The 22,587-nt window shown below is 59.7% G+C and carries 19 protein-coding genes; 9 read left to right on the top strand and 10 right to left on the bottom strand.

What is annotated here, in order from left to right; genetic code table 11:
* Positions 1-2 precede the first annotated feature (2 nt).
* From J9870_RS11280 to J9870_RS11255, 6 genes are all read left to right on the top strand, one after another.
* Positions 3-950, top strand: a complete 948-nt coding sequence (locus tag J9870_RS11280) for an ABC transporter permease (RefSeq protein ID WP_210644044.1) — start codon at positions 3-5, stop codon at positions 948-950.
* Positions 943-1,776, top strand: a complete 834-nt coding sequence (locus J9870_RS11275; RefSeq protein WP_210644042.1) for an ABC transporter permease — start codon at positions 943-945, stop codon at positions 1,774-1,776. The genes J9870_RS11280 and J9870_RS11275 overlap by 8 nt, the downstream gene beginning before the upstream one ends.
* On the top strand, positions 1,773-3,407 hold the full coding sequence (locus J9870_RS11270) for an ABC transporter ATP-binding protein (RefSeq protein WP_210644040.1): 1,635 nt from the start codon (positions 1,773-1,775) through the stop codon (positions 3,405-3,407). The genes J9870_RS11275 and J9870_RS11270 overlap by 4 nt, the downstream gene beginning before the upstream one ends.
* A complete protein-coding gene (locus J9870_RS11265; protein WP_210644038.1) occupies positions 3,397-4,614 on the top strand; it encodes a M20/M25/M40 family metallo-hydrolase in 1,218 nt (405 codons plus the stop codon). Before J9870_RS11270 ends, J9870_RS11265 begins: the two co-directional genes overlap by 11 nt.
* 96 nt (positions 4,615-4,710) lie before the next feature.
* Complete coding sequence (locus J9870_RS11260) at positions 4,711-5,958, top strand: OprD family porin (protein ID WP_246883103.1); 1,248 nt, start codon at positions 4,711-4,713, stop codon at positions 5,956-5,958.
* 540 nt (positions 5,959-6,498) lie between these two features.
* The gene (locus tag J9870_RS11255) at positions 6,499-7,308 is read left to right on the top strand and encodes an isocitrate lyase/phosphoenolpyruvate mutase family protein (protein ID WP_210644036.1); all 810 of its coding nucleotides are present in this window, start codon (positions 6,499-6,501) and stop codon (positions 7,306-7,308) included.
* 269 nt (positions 7,309-7,577) lie between these two features.
* Here J9870_RS11255 and J9870_RS11250 read toward each other — a convergent pair whose 3' ends face one another.
* From J9870_RS11250 to J9870_RS11205, 10 genes are all read right to left on the bottom strand, one after another.
* A complete protein-coding gene (locus J9870_RS11250; RefSeq protein WP_210644034.1) occupies positions 7,578-9,119 on the bottom strand; it encodes an amino acid ABC transporter permease/ATP-binding protein in 1,542 nt (513 codons plus the stop codon).
* Positions 9,120-9,168: 49 nt separating this feature from the next.
* Complete coding sequence (locus J9870_RS11245) at positions 9,169-9,966, bottom strand: transporter substrate-binding domain-containing protein (protein WP_109755259.1); 798 nt, start codon at positions 9,964-9,966, stop codon at positions 9,169-9,171.
* A 23-nt stretch (positions 9,967-9,989) separates the two neighbouring features.
* Positions 9,990-11,039, bottom strand: coding sequence for a 2-oxoglutarate and iron-dependent oxygenase domain-containing protein (locus J9870_RS11240; protein WP_134923798.1), 1,050 nt, complete (start codon positions 11,037-11,039; stop codon positions 9,990-9,992).
* On the bottom strand, positions 11,032-11,889 hold the full coding sequence (locus J9870_RS11235; RefSeq protein ID WP_210644032.1) for a TIM barrel protein: 858 nt from the start codon (positions 11,887-11,889) through the stop codon (positions 11,032-11,034). Before J9870_RS11235 ends, J9870_RS11240 begins: the two co-directional genes overlap by 8 nt.
* 395 nt (positions 11,890-12,284) lie before the next feature.
* Positions 12,285-14,555, bottom strand: a complete 2,271-nt coding sequence (locus tag J9870_RS11230; RefSeq protein ID WP_210644030.1) for a molybdopterin guanine dinucleotide-containing S/N-oxide reductase — start codon at positions 14,553-14,555, stop codon at positions 12,285-12,287.
* 189 nt (positions 14,556-14,744) lie between these two features.
* Positions 14,745-15,533 (bottom strand): ABC transporter ATP-binding protein, encoded by a 789-nt coding sequence (locus J9870_RS11225; protein WP_210644028.1) that lies wholly within the window; start codon positions 15,531-15,533, stop codon positions 14,745-14,747.
* Positions 15,527-16,525, bottom strand: coding sequence for an ABC transporter permease subunit (locus tag J9870_RS11220; protein ID WP_109755264.1), 999 nt, complete (start codon positions 16,523-16,525; stop codon positions 15,527-15,529). The genes J9870_RS11225 and J9870_RS11220 overlap by 7 nt, the downstream gene beginning before the upstream one ends.
* Entirely contained in the window at positions 16,512-17,585 is a 1,074-nt protein-coding gene (locus J9870_RS11215; RefSeq protein WP_116832038.1) for an ABC transporter substrate-binding protein, read from the bottom strand. Before J9870_RS11215 ends, J9870_RS11220 begins: the two co-directional genes overlap by 14 nt.
* A 29-nt stretch (positions 17,586-17,614) precedes the next feature.
* Entirely contained in the window at positions 17,615-18,940 is a 1,326-nt protein-coding gene (locus J9870_RS11210; protein ID WP_210644027.1) for an LLM class flavin-dependent oxidoreductase, read from the bottom strand.
* A gap of 12 nt (positions 18,941-18,952) precedes the next feature.
* Positions 18,953-19,894 carry an aliphatic sulfonate ABC transporter substrate-binding protein gene (locus J9870_RS11205; protein ID WP_210644025.1) on the bottom strand — a complete coding sequence of 314 codons (942 nt, stop codon included), beginning with the start codon at positions 19,892-19,894 and terminating at the stop codon, positions 18,953-18,955.
* A gap of 424 nt (positions 19,895-20,318) precedes the next feature.
* Between J9870_RS11205 and J9870_RS11200 the strand changes: the two genes are divergently transcribed.
* The 3 genes from J9870_RS11200 to J9870_RS11190 all read left to right on the top strand — a co-directional run bounded on the left by J9870_RS11200 (position 20,319) and on the right by J9870_RS11190 (position 22,571).
* Positions 20,319-21,074 (top strand): SDR family NAD(P)-dependent oxidoreductase, encoded by a 756-nt coding sequence (locus tag J9870_RS11200; RefSeq protein ID WP_246883102.1) that lies wholly within the window; start codon positions 20,319-20,321, stop codon positions 21,072-21,074.
* Between the two features lie 29 nt (positions 21,075-21,103).
* Entirely contained in the window at positions 21,104-21,940 is an 837-nt protein-coding gene (locus J9870_RS11195) for a CmcJ/NvfI family oxidoreductase (RefSeq protein WP_134923791.1), read from the top strand.
* Positions 21,941-22,202: 262 nt separating this feature from the next.
* On the top strand, positions 22,203-22,571 hold the full coding sequence (locus J9870_RS11190) for an AraC family transcriptional regulator (protein WP_246883101.1): 369 nt from the start codon (positions 22,203-22,205) through the stop codon (positions 22,569-22,571).
* Positions 22,572-22,587: the final 16 nt, after the last annotated feature.

Raw genomic sequence — 22,587 nt, 5'->3', positions numbered from 1 at the left:
CTGTGACTGCTGCTTATCTGACCAAGCGTTTGCTGTTGGTCGTCTATACCCTGCTGATCGTTTCGCTGCTGGTCTTTGCCATCACCCAGTTGCTACCCGCTGATGCGGCGGTGACGCTGCTGGGCCAGAGCGCCACACCCGAAGCCCTGGCTGCCCTGCGGGCAAAGCTGGGGCTGGATCAACCGGCGTGGCTGCAATTCAGCCACTGGCTGATGGCGGTATTGCAGGGTGACCTGGGCATGTCGATGCGCAATGGCCAACCGGTGCTCGGCTCTCTGGTCGACGCGCTCGGCCGCTCATTGCTGCTGGCGGGCTGCTCGTTGTTGCTGATGCTGGCTGTGGCGATTCCATTGGGCATCATCGCGGCGGTACGTCGAGGGCGTCCCGTGGACCTGATCATCGGCGTGCTCTCCTATATAGGGGTGTCGTTGCCGGAGTTCGTCACCGCCACGCTGCTGATCCTGCTCTTTGCCGATGTCTGGCAATGGCTGCCCGCGACCGGATATGTGCCCTTGGGCGACAACGTCTGGGAAGGCATTCGCCACTTGATTCTGCCGACGCTGACCGTGTCGATGATCATGGTCGCCCACGTTTCGCGCATGGTCCGCTCGGAAATGATCGACGTGCTGGAAACCGATTACATTCGGGCGGCACGCCTCAAAGGCCTTACGCGGCGCCGAGTGTTGCTGCGCCATGCGCTGCGTAACGGCTTGCTGCCGACCATCACCATTGTCGCGCTGGACGTGGGCTATCTGCTGGGCGGCATTGTCGTGGTCGAGGAGATTTTCAACATCCCCGGCATTGGCCGTGAACTGCTGGTGGCGGTCGCCGCCCGCGATCTGCCGGCCATTCAGGGCGGCGTGCTGATCCTTGCCGCCACTTATTGCGTGGTCAACTTCGTGGCTGACCTGACCTATGCCTATCTCGACCGGCGAATTCAATATGCGTAATGTTTTCTATCGGCTGCTGGCGACGCCTCAGGGCTTGCTGGGCAGTCTTATCCTGCTGTTCGCCGTGGTATTGGTGGTTGCCGGGCCCGCCCTGGCACCGTTCGATCCGGAAGCCATTTCGATTCTTGCCCGCTACAAGGCGCCGAGTCTGGTGCACTGGCTGGGCACCGACCAGATGGGCCGCGACATTCTCAGTCGCGTGCTGATCGGCGCGCGCGCGACCATTTCGTTATCCGTGTTTGCGACTGCCATGGCGATGCTCATCGGCGCATTGCTGGGCACGGTCAGCGGCTATCTGGGCGGACGCATCGATGAAGCGCTGATGCGTACCCTGGATGCAGTGATGTCGATCCCGACCTTGCTGTTTGCCTTGTTGATCGTCAGCACGCTGGGCAGAAGCGACTTCAATGCGGTACTGGCGATCACCATTGCCTTCGTGCCCGGCATGGCGCGGATTGCCCGCAGTGTCGCCCTCGCCGCCCGCCGCCAGGACTATGTCAATGCTGCCATTGCCCGGGGCGAATCCATTGCCTACATCGTGGTGCGCGAAATGCTGCCCAACATCGTCGCGCCCATCATCGTCGAAGCCACCATCCGTGTGGCGTTCGCCATCATGCTGTTCGCGACCCTCAGTTTCCTCGGCCTAGGTGCACAGCCGCCGCAGCCTGAATGGGGCCTGATGGTCGCCGAAGCGCGGCGCTATTTCTTCCAGGCGCCGTGGATGATGCTCATGCCAGGGCTGGCCATTGCCATCGTAGCGATCGGTTTCAATCTCTTGGGCGATGGCTTGCGCGATGCCCTCAATCCAAAGGGGCAGCGCTCATGAGTACCGTCTTGCAAGTGGCTGATTACAGCCTCGACTACCAGTTGCCCAATGGCCCACTGCACGTGCTGCAAAACATCGATTTCAGCGTCGCGGCCGGTGAAGTGGTTGGCCTGGTCGGTGAATCCGGCTCGGGCAAGACCACCCTCGGCTGGGCGATCATGCGTTACCTGGCCAGTAATGCCCGGGAGGTGGGCGGCAGCATCCGTCTACAAGGCGAGAACCTTCTGCAAATGCCCCCGCGTCAGGTGGAGAATCTGCGTGGTGGCCGCCTGGGCATGATTTTTCAGGACCCCAGCGCGTCGCTCAACCCGACGCTGAGTCTGGGTGAGCAAGTCGTCGAAGTCCTGACCCGTCACCGGGCTCTGGGTTATCGCGAGGCCTGGGCGCTGGGCGAGCAATTGCTGGCCGACGTCGACCTGAAAGACCCTGCCGCCATGATGAAGCGCTTCCCCCACGAAGCCTCTGGCGGTGAAAAACAGCGGGTGTTGATTGCCACCGCCTTTGCTTGCCGACCGCAATGCCTGATTTTTGATGAGCCCACGACCGCTCTCGACGTCATCAGCTCGGCGCAGATTCTGCAATTGTTCCGACGCCTGCGCGAAGAGACCGGGGTTGCCTCCCTGTATATCTCCCATGACCTGGCATTGGTTTCGCGGGTCGCGGACCGGGTGTGCGTGCTCAATCAGGGACGCATCGTCGAGCAGGCCCGGGGCGGGCGTATTTTCAGTGCGCCGAGCGATGTCTACACCCAGCGTCTGGTGGCCGCGGTACCTGCTGCCGACAAGCGTTTGCTGAATGAAGAAAGAGCCGTCGGCGCGCCGCTGCTGCAAGTCAGCGACCTCAATGTGCGCTACGGCCGCCCCGGGATGCTCGACAGTTTGCTGCGCCGCAAGTCTGTGCCGTCCATGGGCACCCGCGACATGAATCTGAGCATGGCGCGTAGCGAGATCCTCGGCATCATTGGCGAATCCGGCTCGGGCAAATCGACCTTGGCCAAGGCGCTCACCGGTCTGACGCCGTTCACCGGCGCGGTGTATTTCGACGGCCACCCGATCCAGGGCCCGGCGCAAATGGACCGCGACTACCGGCGCAAGGTGCAGATCATCTTTCAGCACCCGGATGCATCACTTAACCCACGGCAAACCATCGGCCAGATTCTTTCGCGACCGCTGCGCCTGTACGGCCTGACGGAAGGCGAAAGCGAACCTGCGGCCATCGCCCGCCTGCTTCGGGAAGTACGCCTGCCCGAAGACTTCGCCAGCCGCTATCCCCATGAACTGTCCGGTGGGCAAAAGCAGCGTGTCGCCATTGCCCGGGCTTTCGCCGCTCGCCCGGAACTGGTGATTTGCGACGAGATCACCGCCGCGCTGGACGTTTCAGTGCAGGCCACGGTGATTGAACTGTTGCTGGAACTGCGGCGCCAGCACGGCACTGCGTACCTGTTCATCACCCATGACCTCAATCTGATCCGGCAAATCGCCCACCGTATCGCCGTGATGTACCGCGGCGACCTGCTGGAAATTCTACCGGCCGTGGACATGGCGGCCCAGGCCCGTCACCCCTATACCCGCGCCCTGCTCGATGCAGTGCCGCAACCTTTGAATGAACTGGAGCCCCTTGATGACGCCTGAAGCGCTACTCGACCGCATTGACGAGGCGTACTGCCTGGATTTTCTCGCGCGTATGGTGCAGCACAAGAGCTACAGCGCTACTCCTGAAGAACGCAAACTCGCCGAATACATGGCCGGTCAGATGCAGGAACTGGGTCTGGACGCGCAGTTGATGCCGGTTCCCGGCGAGCGTCTGAATGCCATCGGCACTCTCAAAGGTCAAGGTGGCGGCCATAGCCTGTTGTTCAACGGCCATCTGGACACCAACCCGGCAACGGAAGGCTGGACGGTCGACCCTTGGGCCGGAAAGATTGATGACGAGTTCATCTACGGCATCGGCGTGTCCAACATGAAGGCTGGCGATGCGGCTTATTTCTGCGCACTGAAAACCTTGATCGATGCGGGCATCAAGCTCAAAGGCGATGTGATCCTCACTTACGTGGTGGGCGAACTGCAGGGTGGCATCGGTACCATTGCCGCCATCGAACAAGGTGTGAAAGCTGATTACTTCATCAACTCCGAGCCGACCGATCTGCAGGCTGTGACGCTACATGTTGGCTCGCTGATGTTTGTCATCGAACTGACCGGCGACACTCGCCACCTGTCCAAGCGTGAAGAAGCCGTGGACGTGATTACCGCCGCTGTGCAGTTGATCCCGCAGATCAACGGCATCACCTTCAGCGGCGCCCGTTCGCCCGAGCATGAGAAAGTCAATCGAGGGCACATCGGTGTGGTGCGTGGCGCGCTGGGCCGTGACCTCGAGGAATGGCGTCCGCCACAAGTCGCTGACTTCTTGCGTCTGCGTGGTTCGGCCCGCTACACCCCGGGCCAGACCGTCGAGTCGGTACTGGCTGACTTGCAGCGTTTGCTGGACCGGCTCTGCGAGCAATTCCCCGGTCTGCAGGCGACGCTGATCAATGACAGTCACAACCAGCCGTTGATGCCGCCGTTCGAAGTGTCCCACGACTCGCTGATCGTCAAGGCGGTCAACGAGGCCTATCGGCAAGTGCGTGGGGAGCCGCAACCCACCGGCATCATCACCCCGCCCGCTTATTTCGGCACCGACGCGGCGCATTTCTATCAGCGTCTGGGCATGCAAGGCGTGGTCTGCGGCCCTGGCGGCAAGTTCAATACCATGCCGGACGAGCGGGTCCATAAAACCGATTACCTGGACATGGTGCGCGTTTACATCCTGGCCATCCTCAGCATTTGTGAGGTTGCCGAATAACCCTGAATGCATAAATAAAAGGCACGGACGCCAACAATAAAAACAACACCTTCTATTTCGCCATCTGCTGATTACTTCTTGATAAGGGTTTAAACCATGCGGTCAGCTTTTATGTTTGGCAGTGCCACGCTGTGCGCGGCTGTTTCGAGCGCGGCGTTGGCAGATGAAGTTCTCGATAATCCGTTTTTCAAAGACAGCACCACGCAGATCGTGGCGCGAAACTTCTACTTCAATCGCGATTTCCGCAACGCCGCATCCTCCGCGCAGAGCTATCGCGAAGAGTGGGCGCAGGGGTTCATCGGCACCTTCACCTCGGGTTTCACCCCCGGAACCGTTGGCTTTGGCGTTGATGCAATCGGCCTTTACGGCTTGAAGCTCGACAGCAGTTCTGACCGCATTGGCAGCGGGCTCTTGCCCAGCAGCGGCAACCATGTGGCCGGTGTCGACCACGCGGCAGATGATTATTCACGGGCCGCAGGTGCGGTAAAAATCAAGATTTCAAAGACCGTGCTCAAATATGGTCAGCAAATCCTCAACTTGCCGGTTTACTCCACCGGTGACAGCCGCCTGCTGCCAGAAACCACCGAAGGTTTCTACTTGAGCAGCAAGGAAATCGACAATCTGCGAATCGATGTGGCGCACCTGACGTCCCTGAGCGCTTATAGCCAGAGTTCCCACAACGCCAACGGCATGACCAAGGCCGATGTGGTGGGCGCCACCTACAACTTCACCCCCCACCTCACCGGCGCACTTTATGCTTCGGATGTCGAAGATCTGTGGAAGAAAAAGTACGCGGGCCTCAGTTGGGTCAAACCGATTGATAGCAAACAGACGTTCTCCACCGACTTCCGCTTCTATAACCAGAAGAGTACCGGCGCGGAGAATGGCGGCGATATCGACAGTAACTCGTTCAGCATCAAGGGCGCTTACGCTTATGGCTCGCATAAAGTGACACTGGCTTATCAAGCCATTACCGGCAAGAACGGCTACGTGTTTTATACCGACGGCGGCAATACCGACTACATGGCCAACTACGTGCAGTACGCCGAGTTCACCCGTGAAGACGAACGCTCGTGGCAAGCCCGTTATGACTTCAACTTCGCTACGTTCGGCGTGCCGGGGCTGGACGTCTTCGCCCGCTACATCAGCGGCGATAACATCAGCCTGGCTAACGGTGCGCGTAATCAAACCGAATGGGAACGTGACCTGGAGGCGTCTTACGTGATCCAGAGCGGCCCGTTGAAAGACCTGTCGTTCCGGCTGCGCCAGGCCACCTATCGCAACTCGTTCAGTGGCGACGTCGACGACGTCAGGTTCATCACCCAGTACCCGATCAACCTCTGACCCCAAAAAAGCCGGCAGCTTTCATCGCCGGCGCATCTGGGCTCGATACGGTCGAACGCCTCGCCTCGCGGGCCAAGACCACTAGCACCTCTGAATCGGACGAGTGCTATCGCTATTCCCAGAACCTGGGTGCTGGAGCGAAGCTTCTTGCCCCACGTAACGATCAGGCTCGGCTCACGCGCACGCTATCCTCAAAACCCGCAGTCAGAACATCAGGAATCGCTCGCCTCCATCCCGCCAGTTTGCTCTCAAGCACTTTAGCCAGAGCGTCGACCTACTCGCTTTAACCAACCCGTCCAGGCAAGATGACAGCTGATCGCGTCCCAAACCGGGAAGGAACTTGTCCCAAGCCCTGCCCACATCACCGGACAGGAAGATATTCCATAAACTGTCATAAGCCAGATCCATGCCTTGCGGGCAGGCCTGCCTCACACTCCGAACAACGGGTTCCAGCAACCTCGCGATCTTTTGCATCGCGTCGAGTACCGAGGGCCTGATCGCGGCCATTAAAAACATAACGTTCAAAGGAGTTGAATTGTCATGCCCACCCTGGACAACGCTTTTCACAGCCTGCATCAGAATGGACTACTGGTCTTGGCCAATGTGGCCGATGCGGGCGGTGCGCGCATCGTCGAACGCTTGGGCGGCAAGGCCGTAGCGACCAGCAGCGCGGCCATGGCCTGGTCGCATGGTTATCAGGATGGCAACAAGCTGCCTCTCGACCTGCTGAGTACCACCGTCAAGTCGATGGTACGGGTGCTCAGCGTACCGCTCACGGTGGATATCGAAGGCGGCTATTCGGATGACCTGGAGCGGGTCGGCCAAGTGATTGACGCCGTCATCGCCGCAGGGGCGGTCGGGATCAACATCGAAGACGGCCTGGGCTCTCCAGAGCTGCTTGTCCGCAAGATCGACGTCGCGAGAAAGGTGGCGAACCAGGCGGGCGTCAAGCTGTTCATCAACGTACGGACCGACGTCTACCTGAAAAACCTGTTCCCTGCCGAACAACGCCTGGAGGAACTCCTCAAGCGCAGCGCACTGTATGCCAGCGGCGGGGCGGACGGTCTGTTTGCCGCTGGCGTGGTCGATTCGAACGAAATTGCCACCATCTGCCGGGACACCAAACTGCCCGTCAACCTGCTGTCCCGGGACGGACTGCCCTCCCCCGACGAATTGAAGCGTCTGGGCGTCAGACGACTCAGTGCGGGCTCCAGCATCGCCGAATTTCTGCACGGCGCCATGGGAGCATTGGTCCGCAGTTTCTTGGACAACGGCCAACTCGACACCCACGCCTTGAAAGCCCACACATACGGCGAATTGAACGCTTTGATGGCGGCGAAAACCGAGTAATGCTGTCCCGCGGACGAGGCCAAACGCCAGTCTGAATTGAAAGTGTCTAGTTCTGAAATAGGCTTACACCGGTTTCAGCGCTAGGACCACCGAAAGCAACGGCCTCCAAACCTGTACGGACACAGCTAACTTGTGCCCAGAGAATGGGCGAGTCCATCGACCTGTTTTGCCAGGGTTTCGAGGGTGAAATGTTCGATCGCGCGGGCACGCCTTGGCCCGAGAGCGATGTGACCACGATAACGCGGATCGTGCGACCAAACACGCTCGATTCAGCCCATCAACAGGCAACGCTCCTCCTCTGATTCTTCCAACCCGATAAACCGTCGCACCCGTTGGGCGCCATGCCCTTCGCGGATCGCCTGTGGCGAGGCATCCAGCTGCACGTTGCCGTTTTCCATGAAAATCACCCGGTCAGAGATCGACAGGGCAAATTCCATTTCGTGAGTGACAATCAGCAGGGTCATGCCTTCGCGAGCCAGGTCGGCGATCACCGTAAGCACCTCGCCGACCAGTTCCGGGTCCAGCGCCGAGGTCGGTTCGTCAAACAGCAGGATGTCCGGGTCCATGGCCATGGCCCGGGCGATCGCCACACGTTGTTGCTGGCCGCCAGACAGTTGATGCGGATATTTGTGAACGTGGGCCAGCAGGCCGACCTTGTCGAGCAGCTGGCAGGCCCGCTGCTCACTCAGTGCGCGGCTGACGCCATGGTAACGAGGGGCGAGGCTGATGTTGTCCAACAGTGTCCGGTGCGGGAACAGGTTGAAGCTCTGGAACACCATGCCGATGCGCTGCACGCCCTGACGAACCCGAAAGCCATCCGGTTTGTCCTCGGCATTAATGAAGCCCTCCCCGAACAACAGGATTTCACCCTGATCGATGCGTTCCAGGCCATTAATGGTGCGGATCAACGAGGTCTTGCCGGAGCCGGACGGGCCGATGATGGAAATCACCTGGCCGCTTTGCACCTTCAGGTCGATACCTTTGAGCACATGATGATCGCCGTAGCGTTTGTGCACGCCCTGCAGGTGCAGGGCCGGGGCCGCACCTTTGGCTGGGAGGCTGACCTTGCTCGGTACCCTAGGTGCCAGACTGTCACGCAGCACTTGTGTCGAGGCATTCTCCAGGGTTTGCGGTGTACGCAGGTTCAGGTCCAGGTAACGTTCCAGACGCTGCAAGGCGAAGCCAAACACTGTCACGATCAGCACGTAGTACAGGCCCACCGCCGCCAGGGTCTCCATGACCAGGAAGTTCTGGGCATACAGACGCTGGCCGACAGTCAGCAATTCGGTCAGTGAAATCACCGAGATCAACGAGGTCAGTTTGACCACCGTGATGTATTCGTTAATCAACGTCGGCAATGAGATACGAAACGCCTGAGGAATGACGATCAGCCGTTGCACGCCAAGCAGCCCGAGTCCCAGGGCACGGCCCGCTTCCTTCTGGCCCTTGGCGATCGAAATCAGCCCGCCACGATGAATTTCTGCCATGTAGGCGGCCTCAGTGACCACCAGCGCCAACAGACCGGAATAAAATGGCACCGACAGCACCGGCCCGGCACCGGGCAGCAACTGCGGCAGGTTGTAGACGAAGACCACCAGCACCAGCAGCGGAATGCTGCGAAAGAACCAGATGTAGAGTGATGCGGGTATGCGCAGCCAGCGCACGCTCGACAGTTTGGCCGATGCCAGGACAAAACCCAGCAGCATGCCCAGGAACCAGGCCAGGGTGCTCAGTTCGATGACGGTCAGGCTCGCCGCCCAGAAGTCAGCCAGGGCGAACAGCGAAAAAAAGTAATCCCAATCGAATTGCATAGACACCTCGCGCAAGCCGCGCCCCCGATCGAGGGCGCGGTTTCAGGCATTACTCAGAGACCGGTTCCAGGTCATACGCCTTGAGAATGGCGGCGTACTCGCCGTTGGCCTTGCTCTCAGCCAACGCCTTGACCAGCGCCTGATAGGTCGCGTCGGCGTCTTTCTTGACGTAGATGCCCAAGGTTTGCGGGTAAACCAACTTCTGCGAGCTGACGATCACACGGCCGTTGGTACGCTGAGCGATCATGTGCGCGGCACCGGCAATTTCCACTTGAGCCTGGATGTTCTTTGACAGCAGCGCCTGCGTCACCTCGGGTGCCGAGGGAAACTCACTGACGGTGATGGCGCCCTTGTTGTTCGGGACGCAGTAGTCGCTGGACAACTGACGGAACTTGCCGACCCAGGTGGTGCCCTGCTCCAGCCCGATTTTCAGGCCACACAGGTCTTCGGGAACCTGCGGGTTCAACTCACTGCCCTTGGGCACCATGATTGCCGCGCCGGTGTTGGCATAAGCAATGGTCCGGGCCTGGGCCTGGCGCTCCGGGGTGATGTACATGCCGGAGATGATTGCGTCGTAATGCCCGGCGTTGAGGCCGTTGAGCAGATTGGGAAACTTGGTGTCAACGAAGTTGGCCTTGACGCCCATTGCCTTGGCCAGGGAATGGGCCAACTCCGGGTCGGAGCCGACCACGTTCTTGTTGGCGTCATAGGACTCGAACGGCGGGTAGGTGATTTCCATACCAACCTTCAGTACACCCGGGGTCGCGGTGCTGGCGAAGGCGGCACTGGCACAGAACAGACCAGCGGCGAGCAGACTCAGTCGGGTCAAGGCGTAGGGGGTTTTCATGATGGGAAGCTCCGTTGGTTTTTTTAGGAATGAGAGGCAGTGTTTTTCAGGCGACCGAAGCTCGATGGCTTGCGGGCTCGGGACGGCAGTTCAAGCTCACCGTTCTCGACGCGTTTGCGCAGGTACTGATAGGTCTGCAGGGCTTGACTCCACATGTGTTCACCAATCGTCAGCGCCTCATAGACCTGAGCGTCATTGATGAATGCCGGCAACGGCTTGATCAGCGTGTGGTAGTCGCAGGCGTAAAACAGCGGGAAGCTATAGCGCTCCTGAGCCACCTTGCGCACTCGGTGAGCGGTGGCCACAAAGGTCCCGGCGGTCATGACTTCCAGCATGTCGCCGATGTTCACCACAAACGCACCGGGCATTGGCGGTGCATCGATCCACTGATCCTGGTCGTTCAGCACCTCCAACCCCGGCTGATCGGCATGCAGGATGGTGAAGCACTCGTAGTCGGTATGCGCGCCGATGCCTGGAGCATCCACGGCAGTGGCGTCGAAGGGGTAATGGATCAGCCGCAGCTTGGAAGGCGGACGGGTGACCAGTGCGTCGAAGTAGCCCTCTTCCAGGCCCAGGGCCAGGGCGAAGCCATCGAACAATCGGCGGCCCAGGGCAAACACGGCCTGATAGTAATTTTGTACCGCAACCTGAAAACCCGGCACGTCGGGCCAGTGGTTCGGGCCCAGCAGCGGCGTTCGACTCAGGAATAACGGATCGTCCACCGGCACTTCGAAACCGATGTCGAAGGCCTCTTTGTGGTCCGGCTTGCCCTTGGAGTACACCTCCTCACCTTCGGGCACGAAGCCCTTATGGCTTTCCGAGGCACCAATGTAATGGCGCATCTTGGTCTCCAGGGGCTGCGCGAAATAATCCTTGCTCGCCTGGCGCAGGCCCTCGATCAGTGCCGGATCAATGCCGTGCCCGGTGATGTACAGAAACCCCACATCGCTGGCGGCACGCCCCAGTTGCTCGGCCACGGCGAGGCGATGCTCCAGTTCGATACTGAAGAGGCCGGCGATGTTCACCACCGGAATGCTATTGAAGTTGGCCTGGGTCAGCGAAGTCTTATTCATGGCGGGCTCCTTCACAGGTAAAACGGTTGAAGTGTTCGCGCTCGGTTCGCGCCATCCACTGGTTCAAGGTCCAGAGATCAGCCACCGGCATGTTGGTAAAGGGCAAGTGATGCAGGTACCCGTCGGCACCGAACTCCGGGGTCAGGGTGCTGACTGCATAGCCACGCTGAATTTGAGAAGCCCAGACCGCCTCCCAGTGGCGCTGGTGAAACACCAGTTCACGGGCATATTCCGGGGCGGCGGGATGGGGAACTTGCGGGCCCTGGTCATAACCGACCCGAGCTTGAATGTGGTGAACGCGCTCGACGAAGGACGACAGATCGTCGGCCGGGTCGTCCAGTAACCGCTCACAGCACACCACCCAATGGCTGATGTCACTGGTGAAACGCAGTTCCGGCAGTTGGCGAATCAGTTCCAGAGTCACCCAAGGGCTGTACAGGGAGCGGGCGCGGTGAGTCTCGAAACTGCAGAACAGCCCATGCCTGGCGGCCAGTTCCAGGGCCTGACCGAAGAACTCGACCTGTTGCGCCAGAGGCCAGCGATCATTGCCTGCGAGCAGATTGACGAAACGGGGTGTCAGCTCCGTGGCCCAGCCGAGCTTGCGATCGATGTCGAGCAAGTGCTGGGCAGGCGTGGCGCGCTGATCAGGCAAGACATCGTAGGCACTAAACAGGGTGCAGATGTAGGGGACGTGATTGCTGCGCAGGAAAGCGCCGAACTCGCCACGCGCATTGGCCTGCAGTGGCAGGCGTGCTTCGATCCCATCGAAACCGGCGGCAAGCAATTCATCCAGGGCGGATGCATGGCTGGCGGTATAGCCCCATAAGGTACGGAAAATCTCTAGCTTCATGCATTCCTCTCGACTGCGTCGGGCCACTGGCGGATTGGGCTGGTGGCGTTGCTGGGCAGTCGAAAAGGGGCCGCTGCGGGCTGCTGCTCTGATGGCGTCGGTCCCGTGTGGAGGATCCTAAGGCCATCGTGACAAATGATTGAATAGGCTGTAGCAAATAGTTAGTTCAGAAATCCATGAACTAACAACGCTGGTGCGTTTCGCGAGAACGAAAAAAGAGATCAATACCTGAATGGCGCCTACCTGACCCTCTTCGGGTGTCCATTCCTCCTGACCTCAGTCCTTGCTGATCGACGTGTTTTCATCAGCATGGGTAAGGTTTAGGTCTTCGTTTCATGACACGCGGCTCAATCCTGCCCTGACACGCTCGACGACATCCCCAACAGCGACAACCGTCAAGTCATCGACGGTGGCTCGAAAGCCGTTACAGGCGGCAACGCCTGATCCCACTTCACAATGTCCACCGAGGCGGTTTGCGCCGAACAGCCCTGGGACAGACTCGATGAGCCGACATCAGCGGTGATCATGTTCGGGTTGCCGTGTTTATCGAGGCTGTTTCGCTCACCGTTCACCAACGGATCAAACCAGGCACCCGTGGCGATCTGCACGACACCCTGGCGGATTCCATCGCTGACAATCGCCCCGGCCAGAAAAGCCCCACGCTCGTTGAACACCTTGACCACGTCGCCATCGACAATACCCCGGGCGTGCGCGTCCGCCGTGTTGAGGGTCAAGGGCTCACGCTGCTGGATTTTCGAGGAGCGGCTGTAGGTGCCGTGATCGTATTGGCTGTGCAGACGGGTTTTCGGCTGGTTCGACAGCAGTTGCAACGGGTACTGCGCCACTGGCTTGTCCAGCCACACCGGGTGACCGGGACAATCGGCGTAGCCAAAACTCGCGATGCGTTCGCAGAAGATTTCGATCCGTCCCGAAGGTGTCGGCAGCGGATTGGCCTCGGGGTCTTCGCGGAAGGCTTTGAGCAATACCGTATCGGTGTCGGGGTAGGCAATTTCGAACAGGCCATCTCGCCAGAACGTGTCGTAGTCCGGCAACTCAATCCCTTGCTCCTGCGCCCTGCCCCGGGACTCGTCATAGGTAAAACGCAGCCATGCCTCGGCGTCACGCCCCTCGGTGAATGACTCGCCGAATCCCAGACGCTCGGCGACTTGCGCCAGAATCCAATAGTCGTCCCGGGATTCGCCCACCGGCTTGATCGCTTGCTGCATTGCGATCATGAAGCGGTCCGACGCGGAGCTGCCGATATTGTTGCGCTCCAGGGCCGTCGTGGCCGGTAGCACGATATCCGAATACTTGGCCTGGGCAGTCCAGAACTGCTCATGGACGATGAGGGTTTGCGGTCGCTTCCAGGCCTCCAGCAGACGGTTTAGATCTTGATGATGGTGGAAAATATTTCCCCCCGCCCAATAGACCAGACGTATGTCCGGGTAATGCATCCGCTTACCGTTATAGTCGAACGGGGCTCCCGGATTGAGCAGCATGTCGGTCACTCTCGCCACCGGAATGAAGTCTTTGACCGGATTGACCCCTTGGGAAAAGCGCGGCCCGGAAAACGCTTTGCGACCGCTGCCCGTGTTGTTCATGCAGCCATAGCCAAGGCCGAATCCGCCGCCAGGCAGGCCGATCTGCCCAAGCAGCGCGGCCAGGGTCACCGTCATCCAGAACGGCTGTTCGCCGTGCACCGCACGCTGCAAGGAATAGGCAATGTTGATCATGGTGCGCTGGCGGGCCATGCGCCGCGCCAAGTCGATGATTTGCGGCGCGGGGATGTCTGTCAGGGTCTGCGCCCATAACGGATCCTTGGGTTGGCCATCGACATGACCGAGCAGGTATTGGCGAAACCGCTCATAGCCGACCGTATAGCGCCGGACGAAGTCCTCATTGTGTAAACCTTCACTGACCAACACGTAGGCCAACGCCATCATCAGCGCCGTATCGCTGCCGGGGCGCACCGATAACCATTGATTATTTGTCGGCCCCACCAGGTCTTCGCGCAAGGGACTGACGTTGACGAACTGCACGCCGGCCTCGGACATCTTTTCGAGTGCTCGAGACAACAGATGCTCGCTGGCCCCGCCGGGGCTGGTCTGGGCGTTTTTCGCCGGCAGGCCACCGAAAGCGACAAACAACTCACAATGCTGCGCCAGGTTTTGCCATGAGGTATGCGCGGCCAGCAACCAATCCATGTTGCCGACGATATGCGGCATCAACACCCGCCCGGCGCCAAGGCTGTAGCTGTCCATGCTGAACACGTAGCCGCCGAACAGATTGAGGAAGCGATGCAGCTGACTCTGGGCGTGATGGAAGCGTCCGGCACTGCCCCAGCCGTAGCTGCCGCCGAAAATCGCCTGGTTGCCATGCTCGATCTTGACCCGTTTCAGCTCCCGGGCGACCAAGTCCAGCGCCACTTCCCATGACACTTCGACGAAGGGTTCCTGACCGCGCCGCTCGGGGTGAGATCCGGGCTCGGCGAGGTAACTGCGGCGCACCGCCGGCCGCATGATCCGCGTCGGCGAAGTAATGGCCCCGGGAATCGAAGCACCGATGGGCGACGGATCGGAGTCCCATTCAACAGGCACCATCGCATCCAGTTTTCCGTCGACGACCTGCGGACGGTACGCGCCCCAATGCAGTGAAGTGAAACTCATGGCGCGATGAACTCCCAATGGAATACGGTCGATAGCACGCAACAGATCTGATGTGGGAGCGGGCTTGCTCGCGAAAGCGGTGTGTCAGTCGCCATCAATGTTGAATGCCAGTCCCTCTTCGCGAGCAAGCCCGCTCCCACATTTGTGCTCTGTTGTCCTGCAAAGAGTGCTCGGGCACTCAACCAATAATTACCAGCTCTCACCCAGCCCCAGCAACCCCATGATCTGGCGTCTCAGATCCACCAGATAAGGATCGTCGCGATGACGCGGATAAGGCCGTTCGATGGTCAATTGCGCTTTAATCGCTGCCGGTCGGTCACTGAATACGATCACTCGATTGGCCAGCAGCAAAGCCTCTTCAACATCATGGGTCACCAGCAGCGCGGTGTAACCCTGACGTTGCCACAAATCGATCAACTCTTTCTGCATGGCAATGCGGGTCAGCGAATCCAGCTTGCCTAATGGCTCGTCGAGAATCAGTAGCCGCGGTTCGTTGACCAACGCCCGAGCCAACGCGACACGCTGGGCCATCCCCCCTGACAACTGCCGTGGATAGGCTCGGGAGAACGGGCTGAGGCCGACTTTTTCCAGTGCCTCATCGACCTTGGCGGAATAGGTTTTGAGCAGCCCCTGGGCCTCAAGGCCAAGGGCGACGTTGTCCCACACGCGCCGCCACGGGTACAGCGTCGGGTCCTGGAACACCACGACCCGGCTCGGGTCCGGCCCCTTAATCGGCAGGCCATCAGCCAGCAAAGCGCCCGAATCGGCAGGCTCCAGCCCCGCCACCAGGCGCAACAATGTGGACTTGCCGCACCCTGAAGGCCCGAGCAACGCGACGAACTCGCTGGGCGCCACGTCGAGGGAAACCCGATCCAGTACCGGCAAGTGCTGACCGTCCAGGGCAAAACCGTGGCTCAGGTTGTCAATGCGCAGGGCCAACCCTGCCGATGCGGTTGCTGCGTGTGCCAGCACTACCATTTCATCGCTCCTTTTTGCCAGGCCAACAACCGGTCACGGATCAGAAACAGCGCCGAGATCAACCCCGAGCAGGCCAGTGCCATGATCAACAATGCCGCGTACATATTGGCGTAGGCCGCCCAACCCTGGGCCCATTGCAAGTACCAGCCGATGCCAGATTTGACTCCCATCATTTCCGCGACCACCAGGGTCGAGAACGAGGCGCCCAACCCCATGAACAAACCGACAAACACGTGGGGCAAAGCGGCCGGGATCGCCACTTTGAAAATCAGAAAGCCCTGCTTCGCGCCCAACGTCCGGGCCACGTCGTAATAGGCTTTGTCGACACTGGCCACACCTGACCACGTCAACACCGTCACCGGAAACCAGGTCGCCAGAGCAATGAGAAAGACACTGGCACTCCAACTGGTGGGAAACAGAAAGAAGCACAGTGGCAACAGCGCCGTCGAAGGCACCGGCCCGAGAATGCGCAGGACCGGGTGCAACCAGTAGCCGATACTGCTCGACCAACCGATCGCAACTCCGGCCACAAAACCGGTCGCGGCACCCAGCGCCACTCCACTTCCAAGCAACAGTGCCGAATGCAGCAAGCTGTCGGCCAGGCGTGGCCAGTCATCGACGTACACCGCGAGCAACGCTTGCGGCGGTGCAAAGAATGGCACCGGCAGCAGGCCCAGCTTGGCGGTGAGCAGTTCCCAGATGCCCAGCAGAATGGGCAGTGCGATCAACCAGGCGCCTGCTGCCCGTAGGCGCGTGGCGAGCTTCGCCGACCAGTGACCGACGATGCCCAGCAACCCGATCAATGTCGCCACGGCCAGGCATAGATTCGCCAGGCCTTGGGTCATCGGCCAAAGGCGCGTGGCGTTGGGCCAATAGCTGATCAGCAACGCAACCGCCACCCATGCCGTCACCGCGACCGCACCTTGGCGCCAAAGCTTGAATACCCACGGCCTGGCGGATGCGGCCAACGTCGAAACATCAGCTGAAGACATCGGCGGTGATCTCCTTGGCGAACGCTCCGGCGTCGGTCCCCTGACTGATCACCTCCACGGTTTTCAGGTCGGTGACGTAAGTGGTGATCTCCTTAGTCAGCAACGGGCCAACGGCATGATGACCGTGGGTATGGTCGTGCAGGATGGCCTCGACTTCTTCGGTGGAAGTATTCAACGCATAGGCCTGGAAGCCCTTGGCCACGGCCTCGGGGTTTTTCACCGAGTAATCGTGGGCCTCGAGAACGGCCTGAGTCAGGGCTGCGACCACGCGTTTGTCCTCACGCACCAGTTTGCCGGTGACGCCGACGACGCAGCAGCTGAGGTTGGCGTACTCCTCGACCAGATTGGTGGACAGCTCCTGGGCTTTGCCGGTCTTGATCAGGCGGTACATGAATGGATCACTGCCGCTGACTGCCTGCACTTCACCACGCTCCAGCGCTGTGCCCAACAGGTCGGCCGGGTACAGTCGCCATTCCACATCCCGCACCGGATCGATGCCGTGCTTTTTCAGCAGGATCGAGAAAAAGTTACGGTCCGGGCTGGCCATGTCGGTGACGCCTATGGTTTTGCCCTTGAGGTCTTCAAGCTTATGCACGTTGCCGTTTACTGCGCTGAGCAAACGCAGGCAACCGCCGTGAGTGCCGGCGGTGAGTTTGACGTCGAAGCCCTGCTCCAGCGCCTTGAGCCAGCGCAATGCCATGCCGACTCCAGCATCGGCCTTGCCGGTGGCGATGGCTTCAAGCAGCACTTCGGTGGAGTTGCCAAAGTTGACCAGTTCGACATCGAGGTTGTGCTTCTTGAAGAAACCCTGACCGTGGGCGATGACCACTGGCGCCAGACAAACCGCATTGAGGTTGACCGCCAGTTTCAGCGCGCGCGGGGCATCCAGGCGAATGAATTCGCCCGTGCCGGCGGGCTCGCTGGAGCTATCGATAACATGGCCGGCGTGCTCATCCGCCGCCCGGCTAAAACGCGGCAACGACATCAACAACGGACTCGCCAGGGCAACACTGGCCAGCCCCAGCAGGTGACGACGGGTCAAACGTTCGAAAACAGCCATTCAAATATCCCTTTGGTTGGTAGAAGAGTTCAGTTCTTCAGCTCGCCGAGCCCTAGGTGCTCACGCAAGGTCGAGCCTTCATAAGCGCGACGGAACAAGCCTTTGCGTTGCAGATGGGGGATCACGCTTTCGACGAATTCGCTGAACGATCCCGGCAGGTAACCCGGCGAGATCACGAAGCCGTCGCAACCATCGCCCAGGAACAACTCGGCCAGTTGGTCGGCGATTTGCGCGCCGGTGCCCACCAGTTGCGGAACGCGAACGCTGCTGGCGAAGATCCGCCCCAGTTGCTCCAGCGTGGTCTCGGCACCCTGCATCAGTAGTTTTTCGGCCGCCGCCGGATGGATCAGCGGCGATTGGGCTATCTGCGCCAGCGTCGCGGATAACGGAAACGGTGACAGGTCGACATTGAGCTGTGAGGCCAGCGTGACCAGCCCTAATTCGGGACGTGCCAGTGCGTTGTGTCGATCGCGTTTGGTCCGTGCTTCGGCTTCCGTGCCGCCAATGAACGGCATGACCGCTGTCAGCACTTTGCAGCTGTCAGCCTCGCGCCCTTGTTGCACGACCTGCGCACGTACGTCGTCGCGGAAGGCGCGCATGGCGCTCAGGTGCGGATGAATGGTAAAGATCGCTTCCGCCCAACGCGCCCCGAAACGCCGACCGCGACCGGACGAACCGGCCTGGATCAGCACCGGTCTTCCTTGGGGCGTGCGCGGAATATTCAGGGGGCCTTCGACCTTGAACCACTCGCCACGGTGCTGCACCGACTGGATCTTCGATGGATCGGCCAGCTCCCCGCTTTCGCGATCGAGCTTGAGCGCGCCAGGTTCCCAACTGCGCCATAGCTTCAACGCCACTTCGACGAACTCGTCAGCACGGTCGTAACGCAGGTCGTGCTCCAGATGCTTGTCTTTGCCGAACAGCCGACCTTCGCTGTCGTTCATCGAGGTGACGATGTTCCACGCCGCGCGGCCCTTGGACAGGTGATCCAGAGTGGCGAACTCCCGGGCGATGTGCGCGGGTTCGTAATAGGTCGTGGAGCGGGTTGCACCCAGGCCGAGCTTGCTCGTTTGCCCGATCAGGTAAGACAGGATCGGAAGTGGGTCCAGGCGTGTCGCATCCTGAGCGCCATAACGCAATGCCAGATCCCGGGAGCCGCCCATTTGATCACCCACTGCGAGGCGATCGGCGAAGAACAGAAAGTCGAACAACCCCTCCTCCACGACTTTTGCGACGCGCGCGTAGTATTCGGGATCGAGGTAATTGCCGACGGTTTCAGGATGACGCCAGACGGCGTGACTATGGACGACTGGCCCCGTCAGCAAGAACGCTGACAGGTGAATTTGACGACTCATGCCAACACTCCCCTACTTAGCCTTCGGCGTCCAGACCGCAATATCGGTAACCTTCAACGCCTTGGGCGTCAGCTTCGCCGCGTAATAGGTGTCAGCGATACGTTGCTGCTCGACCAACTCATCGACCTTGACCGGGACGATGTCATAGCTACGGCGGGTATTGGCCAGTTCCACGGTGGCGGAAGGAATGTTGCCCCACAACGGGCCGAGTATCTTCGCGGCCTCTTGTGGGTGCGCTTTGACCCACTGCCCCGTCTCGCGCAGGGTATCGAAGGTAACTTGCAACACGTCCGGGTGCGCGCTGGCGAACTTTGTCGTTGCCAGGTAGAAGCGGTTGTAATCGGCCAGGCCGTCCTTGCCGTCAGCCAGCACGCGCACGTGATGATCCAGTTGTTGGGTCGCCAGGAACGGGTCCCAGATAGCCCAGGCATCGACACTGCCGTTGGCGAATGCCGCCCCGCCATCCGGTGCTTCCAGGTAACGCGGGGTGATATCGGCGAGCGTCAAACCGGCTTTTTTCAACGCCGAAATCAATAGGAAGTTGCTGCCCGAGCCTTTGGAAACCGCGACGGTCTTGCCTTTCAGATCGGCAACGCTGTGGATGGGCGAGTTGTCCGGAACGATGATGGCCTGGGCGCCAGGCGATGGATTTTCTCGGGCGTAGTAGGTCAATGGCGCATCGGCAGCCTGGGTGAACAGCGCAAAGGCGTCGGCGACGTCGGCATGCAAATCGACACTGCCGGCGTTCAGGGAACTGAGCAGGCCGGTGCTGAATTCATGCCAGTTGACAGTGAAGCCCAAGGGCTTCAGTCGCTCTTCCAGTTGGCCGTTTTGCTTGAGCAATATCCATAAGGTCGATGAACGCTGGTAGCTGATATCAATGGCTTGCTGGGCATGTGCCCCGGCGGCGGCGAACAACAGGCTGGCGGCGATGATGAGTTTTTTAAACGTCATGAAAGGCCTTTATAGGGGGTGGGGCGGCGTGGCTGAGGGAAAAAACCGAGTCAGCAGTGTTGCGTCCAGCAAGACTCGAAGGTCGAGGCTGAAAGCATCAACGATTATATTAATGATGAATGATTATGAAAGAATCATATAATGCTAAGGTTATTCCTGTTTAAGCGTCTGGTCCTGACGTGGGCAAGTGGGGCCGGTCAGCACAAGGTAAAACTCCGTGTTCAAGATGATCTCGAACATCGGCGCGAGAGCAGGTTCGAGTTATTCATGAATATGACGTCCATGAACTTGTTGAGCGCGGTGATGGGTCGCTAGCGGTGAAGGCTGAGCACTTACGTGGTCATCACAATCACTAATCCGATCTATCGTTAGCGTCCAAAATTCTAATCCGCGATTTAAATAGGACGTTACAGTAAGTTCCTTCTTGCCCTTGAAGGACGCCAGCATGTCATTAATCGCAGAAGTTGCCTGGGTAAACGGTGTCGGTGCTGTCGAAGGATTAGGCGCGGCGCTGGCACGACGATTCGCCAAAGGTGGATATAAGGTCGCCGTGAGCGGTCGCAGCCCCGATAAGCTCAAGGCCGTCGTCGAGAGCATCCAGGCACAGGATGGCGATGCGGTGGCGTTGCCGGCAGACGCAGGCAATGAAGCCGATATCCTGGCTGCGATTAAGGCTGTCAGGGAGCTTGGCCAACTGAAGGTCGCGATCTTCAATGTGGGTAACTCGGTGTCATCCCCCAGCCTTGAACTCAGCGCCGACCTGTTCGAACAAACTTGGCGAGCTTCGACCCTGGGCGGTTTTTTGTTCGCCAGAGAAGCCACCCGCGCGTTGCTTGAAAACGGTGGTGGCACATTGCTGTTCACGGGGGCCACGGCCTCCTTGAGGGGCAAGCCACCGTTCGCGGCGTTTGCAGCGGCGAAGGCCGGACTGCGCTCGTTGAGTCAGTCCTTCGCTCGTGAGTTCGGCCCGCAAAATGTTCACGTCGCGCACGTGGTGATCGATGGCGGCATCAATGGCGAACGCTTACGCAGCCATGCTCCGCAGCGTCTTGAGCAGCTAGGCGCTGAGGGCGCATTACAGCTCGAGGATATCGCCGAAACTTACTGGTACCTGCATACACAACCGCGCAGCGCATGGACGCAGGAATTGGATTTGCGGCCGTTCAAGGAATCATTTTAAAGCGGCTCGCCTCGAGCCAAGGAGTTCTTATGGGAACCCATCAGCAAGACATTGCACCTGTATCCGTAATCGGCGAGCTCAACTATCTGCTGGACAATGGCATACGTCCGGTCAATTACGCATTCGCGCAGCCCGACGGCCAACCACAACGCACGGGTGTCCTGCAGCCGACTCGGGTCAATATTCATAACGCACGCCTGCTCGACACTCCCGCCACACTCGATGTGCAAGGCTTTGAGCGAATCGAGCGTCCAAGTGCGGTGCCTGATCTGGAAGACGAAACGCAAGTTCGCCTGCTCTATTACCCCGAGGCTGACGCACTGATTCGCGAGCAAACGGGCGCCATCAAAACCGTGATCTTTGACCACACCATTCGTGTTGATCAGCCTGGCAGAGAGGCTGCAGGAATGCGCGAACCGGTGCGTTATGTTCATAACGACCAGACTGAGCGTTCCGCCGTGCGCCGTGTGCGCGATCACTTGCCCCCGGAAGAAGCCGAGCAACGTTTGCTCAAACGCTTTGCAATCATCAATTTGTGGCGTCCCATCGGGGGACCGGTCTTTACCACACCGTTAGCGCTGTGCGATGCCAGCACCATCGATCCTGCCGACTTCCTGCCCAGCGACCTGGTGTATCGCGACAAAGTCGGGGAAACTTTTTCCGTGCGCGCAAACCCGAATCATCGCTGGTATTACTACCCCCGCCTACGACCTGAAGAAGCGCTGCTGCTCAAGATCTTCGATTCGCGCACCGATGGTGTGGCACGAGCGGGTGCACACACCGCTTTCGATGATCCTTCTACGCCACGTGATGCCCCTCCAAGGCGCAGTATCGAATTGCGTGCATTGGTATTCTTTGCCCACTAGTTCACGACCGTAGTTCTTGTCCCCTTCGGTGCGCCTTCACTGGCACCCGCTCTCAGTCCTGATCTGTCGATCCGGGTTGCGGCTCACCTAGCCGTATATTCGCGCACTGAGCCGCCCCCCGGGCGACATGATCACACCCGCAAAACCTACGAACTCTGGCAAGGCCAGGTCCATCAGCCATTTCTGCCTTCGTTCCCGACCTCATGGACCGGCCGGCGGTTGCTCGGCAGCTCGACTTTGCAGATTCAAGCTTGCGAGAGTGATGCTCGACGAACTGGTCGAAATGCCGCGTGAGCGCTTCAACCTACCCATCTCCAGTAAAATTCGTGCGATAGCAAATGCGCTGACGCTCGAGCCCTCCGATCGCAGTACGTCAGCCGAATGGGCGAAGCGCGTGGCGGTGAGCGAGAGGTCGCTGTCGCGATTGATGATTAGTGAGACGGGCCTCACGTTTGGACGCTGGCGGCAGCAGTTGCACCTTGTGGTTGCGCTGCGAGAACTGGCCAGTGGTGCGAAGGTGCAGAACGTTGCGGCCGAGCTGAGCTATAGCTCGGTCAACGCCTTTATCACAATGTTCAAAAAAGGCACTAGGGAACACGCCCGCACGGTTGAGCAACTGCACTGCAACTAGTAGCGGAGTCGTACCA

This window comes from Pseudomonas sp. Tri1, from assembly GCF_017968885.1.
Taxonomy (GTDB): domain Bacteria; phylum Pseudomonadota; class Gammaproteobacteria; order Pseudomonadales; family Pseudomonadaceae; genus Aquipseudomonas.
The sequence above is the reverse complement of the archived record's forward strand: the minus strand, read 5'-3'. Positions and strand labels throughout refer to the sequence as shown.

Excerpts from the sequence above, each read along its gene's own strand:
- J9870_RS11275 (WP_210644042.1), top strand. The coding sequence starts at position 943 with ATGCGTAATGTTTTCTATCGGCTGCTGGCGACGCCTCAGGGCTTGCTG.
- J9870_RS11270 (WP_210644040.1), top strand. The coding sequence starts at position 1,773 with ATGAGTACCGTCTTGCAAGTGGCTGATTACAGCCTCGACTACCAGTTG.
- J9870_RS11265 (WP_210644038.1), top strand. The coding sequence starts at position 3,397 with ATGACGCCTGAAGCGCTACTCGACCGCATTGACGAGGCGTACTGCCTG.
- J9870_RS11260 (WP_246883103.1), top strand. The coding sequence starts at position 4,711 with ATGCGGTCAGCTTTTATGTTTGGCAGTGCCACGCTGTGCGCGGCTGTT.
- J9870_RS11255 (WP_210644036.1), top strand. The coding sequence starts at position 6,499 with ATGCCCACCCTGGACAACGCTTTTCACAGCCTGCATCAGAATGGACTA.
- J9870_RS11250 (WP_210644034.1), bottom strand. The coding sequence starts at position 9,119 with ATGCAATTCGATTGGGATTACTTTTTTTCGCTGTTCGCCCTGGCTGAC.
- J9870_RS11245 (WP_109755259.1), bottom strand. The coding sequence starts at position 9,966 with ATGAAAACCCCCTACGCCTTGACCCGACTGAGTCTGCTCGCCGCTGGT.
- J9870_RS11240 (WP_134923798.1), bottom strand. The coding sequence starts at position 11,039 with ATGAATAAGACTTCGCTGACCCAGGCCAACTTCAATAGCATTCCGGTG.
- J9870_RS11235 (WP_210644032.1), bottom strand. The coding sequence starts at position 11,889 with ATGAAGCTAGAGATTTTCCGTACCTTATGGGGCTATACCGCCAGCCAT.
- J9870_RS11230 (WP_210644030.1), bottom strand. The coding sequence starts at position 14,555 with ATGAGTTTCACTTCACTGCATTGGGGCGCGTACCGTCCGCAGGTCGTC.
- J9870_RS11225 (WP_210644028.1), bottom strand. The coding sequence starts at position 15,533 with ATGGTAGTGCTGGCACACGCAGCAACCGCATCGGCAGGGTTGGCCCTG.
- J9870_RS11220 (WP_109755264.1), bottom strand. The coding sequence starts at position 16,525 with ATGTCTTCAGCTGATGTTTCGACGTTGGCCGCATCCGCCAGGCCGTGG.
- J9870_RS11215 (WP_116832038.1), bottom strand. The coding sequence starts at position 17,585 with ATGGCTGTTTTCGAACGTTTGACCCGTCGTCACCTGCTGGGGCTGGCC.
- J9870_RS11210 (WP_210644027.1), bottom strand. The coding sequence starts at position 18,940 with ATGAGTCGTCAAATTCACCTGTCAGCGTTCTTGCTGACGGGGCCAGTC.
- J9870_RS11205 (WP_210644025.1), bottom strand. The coding sequence starts at position 19,894 with ATGACGTTTAAAAAACTCATCATCGCCGCCAGCCTGTTGTTCGCCGCC.
- J9870_RS11195 (WP_134923791.1), top strand. The coding sequence starts at position 21,104 with ATGGGAACCCATCAGCAAGACATTGCACCTGTATCCGTAATCGGCGAG.
- J9870_RS11190 (WP_246883101.1), top strand. The coding sequence starts at position 22,203 with ATGCTCGACGAACTGGTCGAAATGCCGCGTGAGCGCTTCAACCTACCC.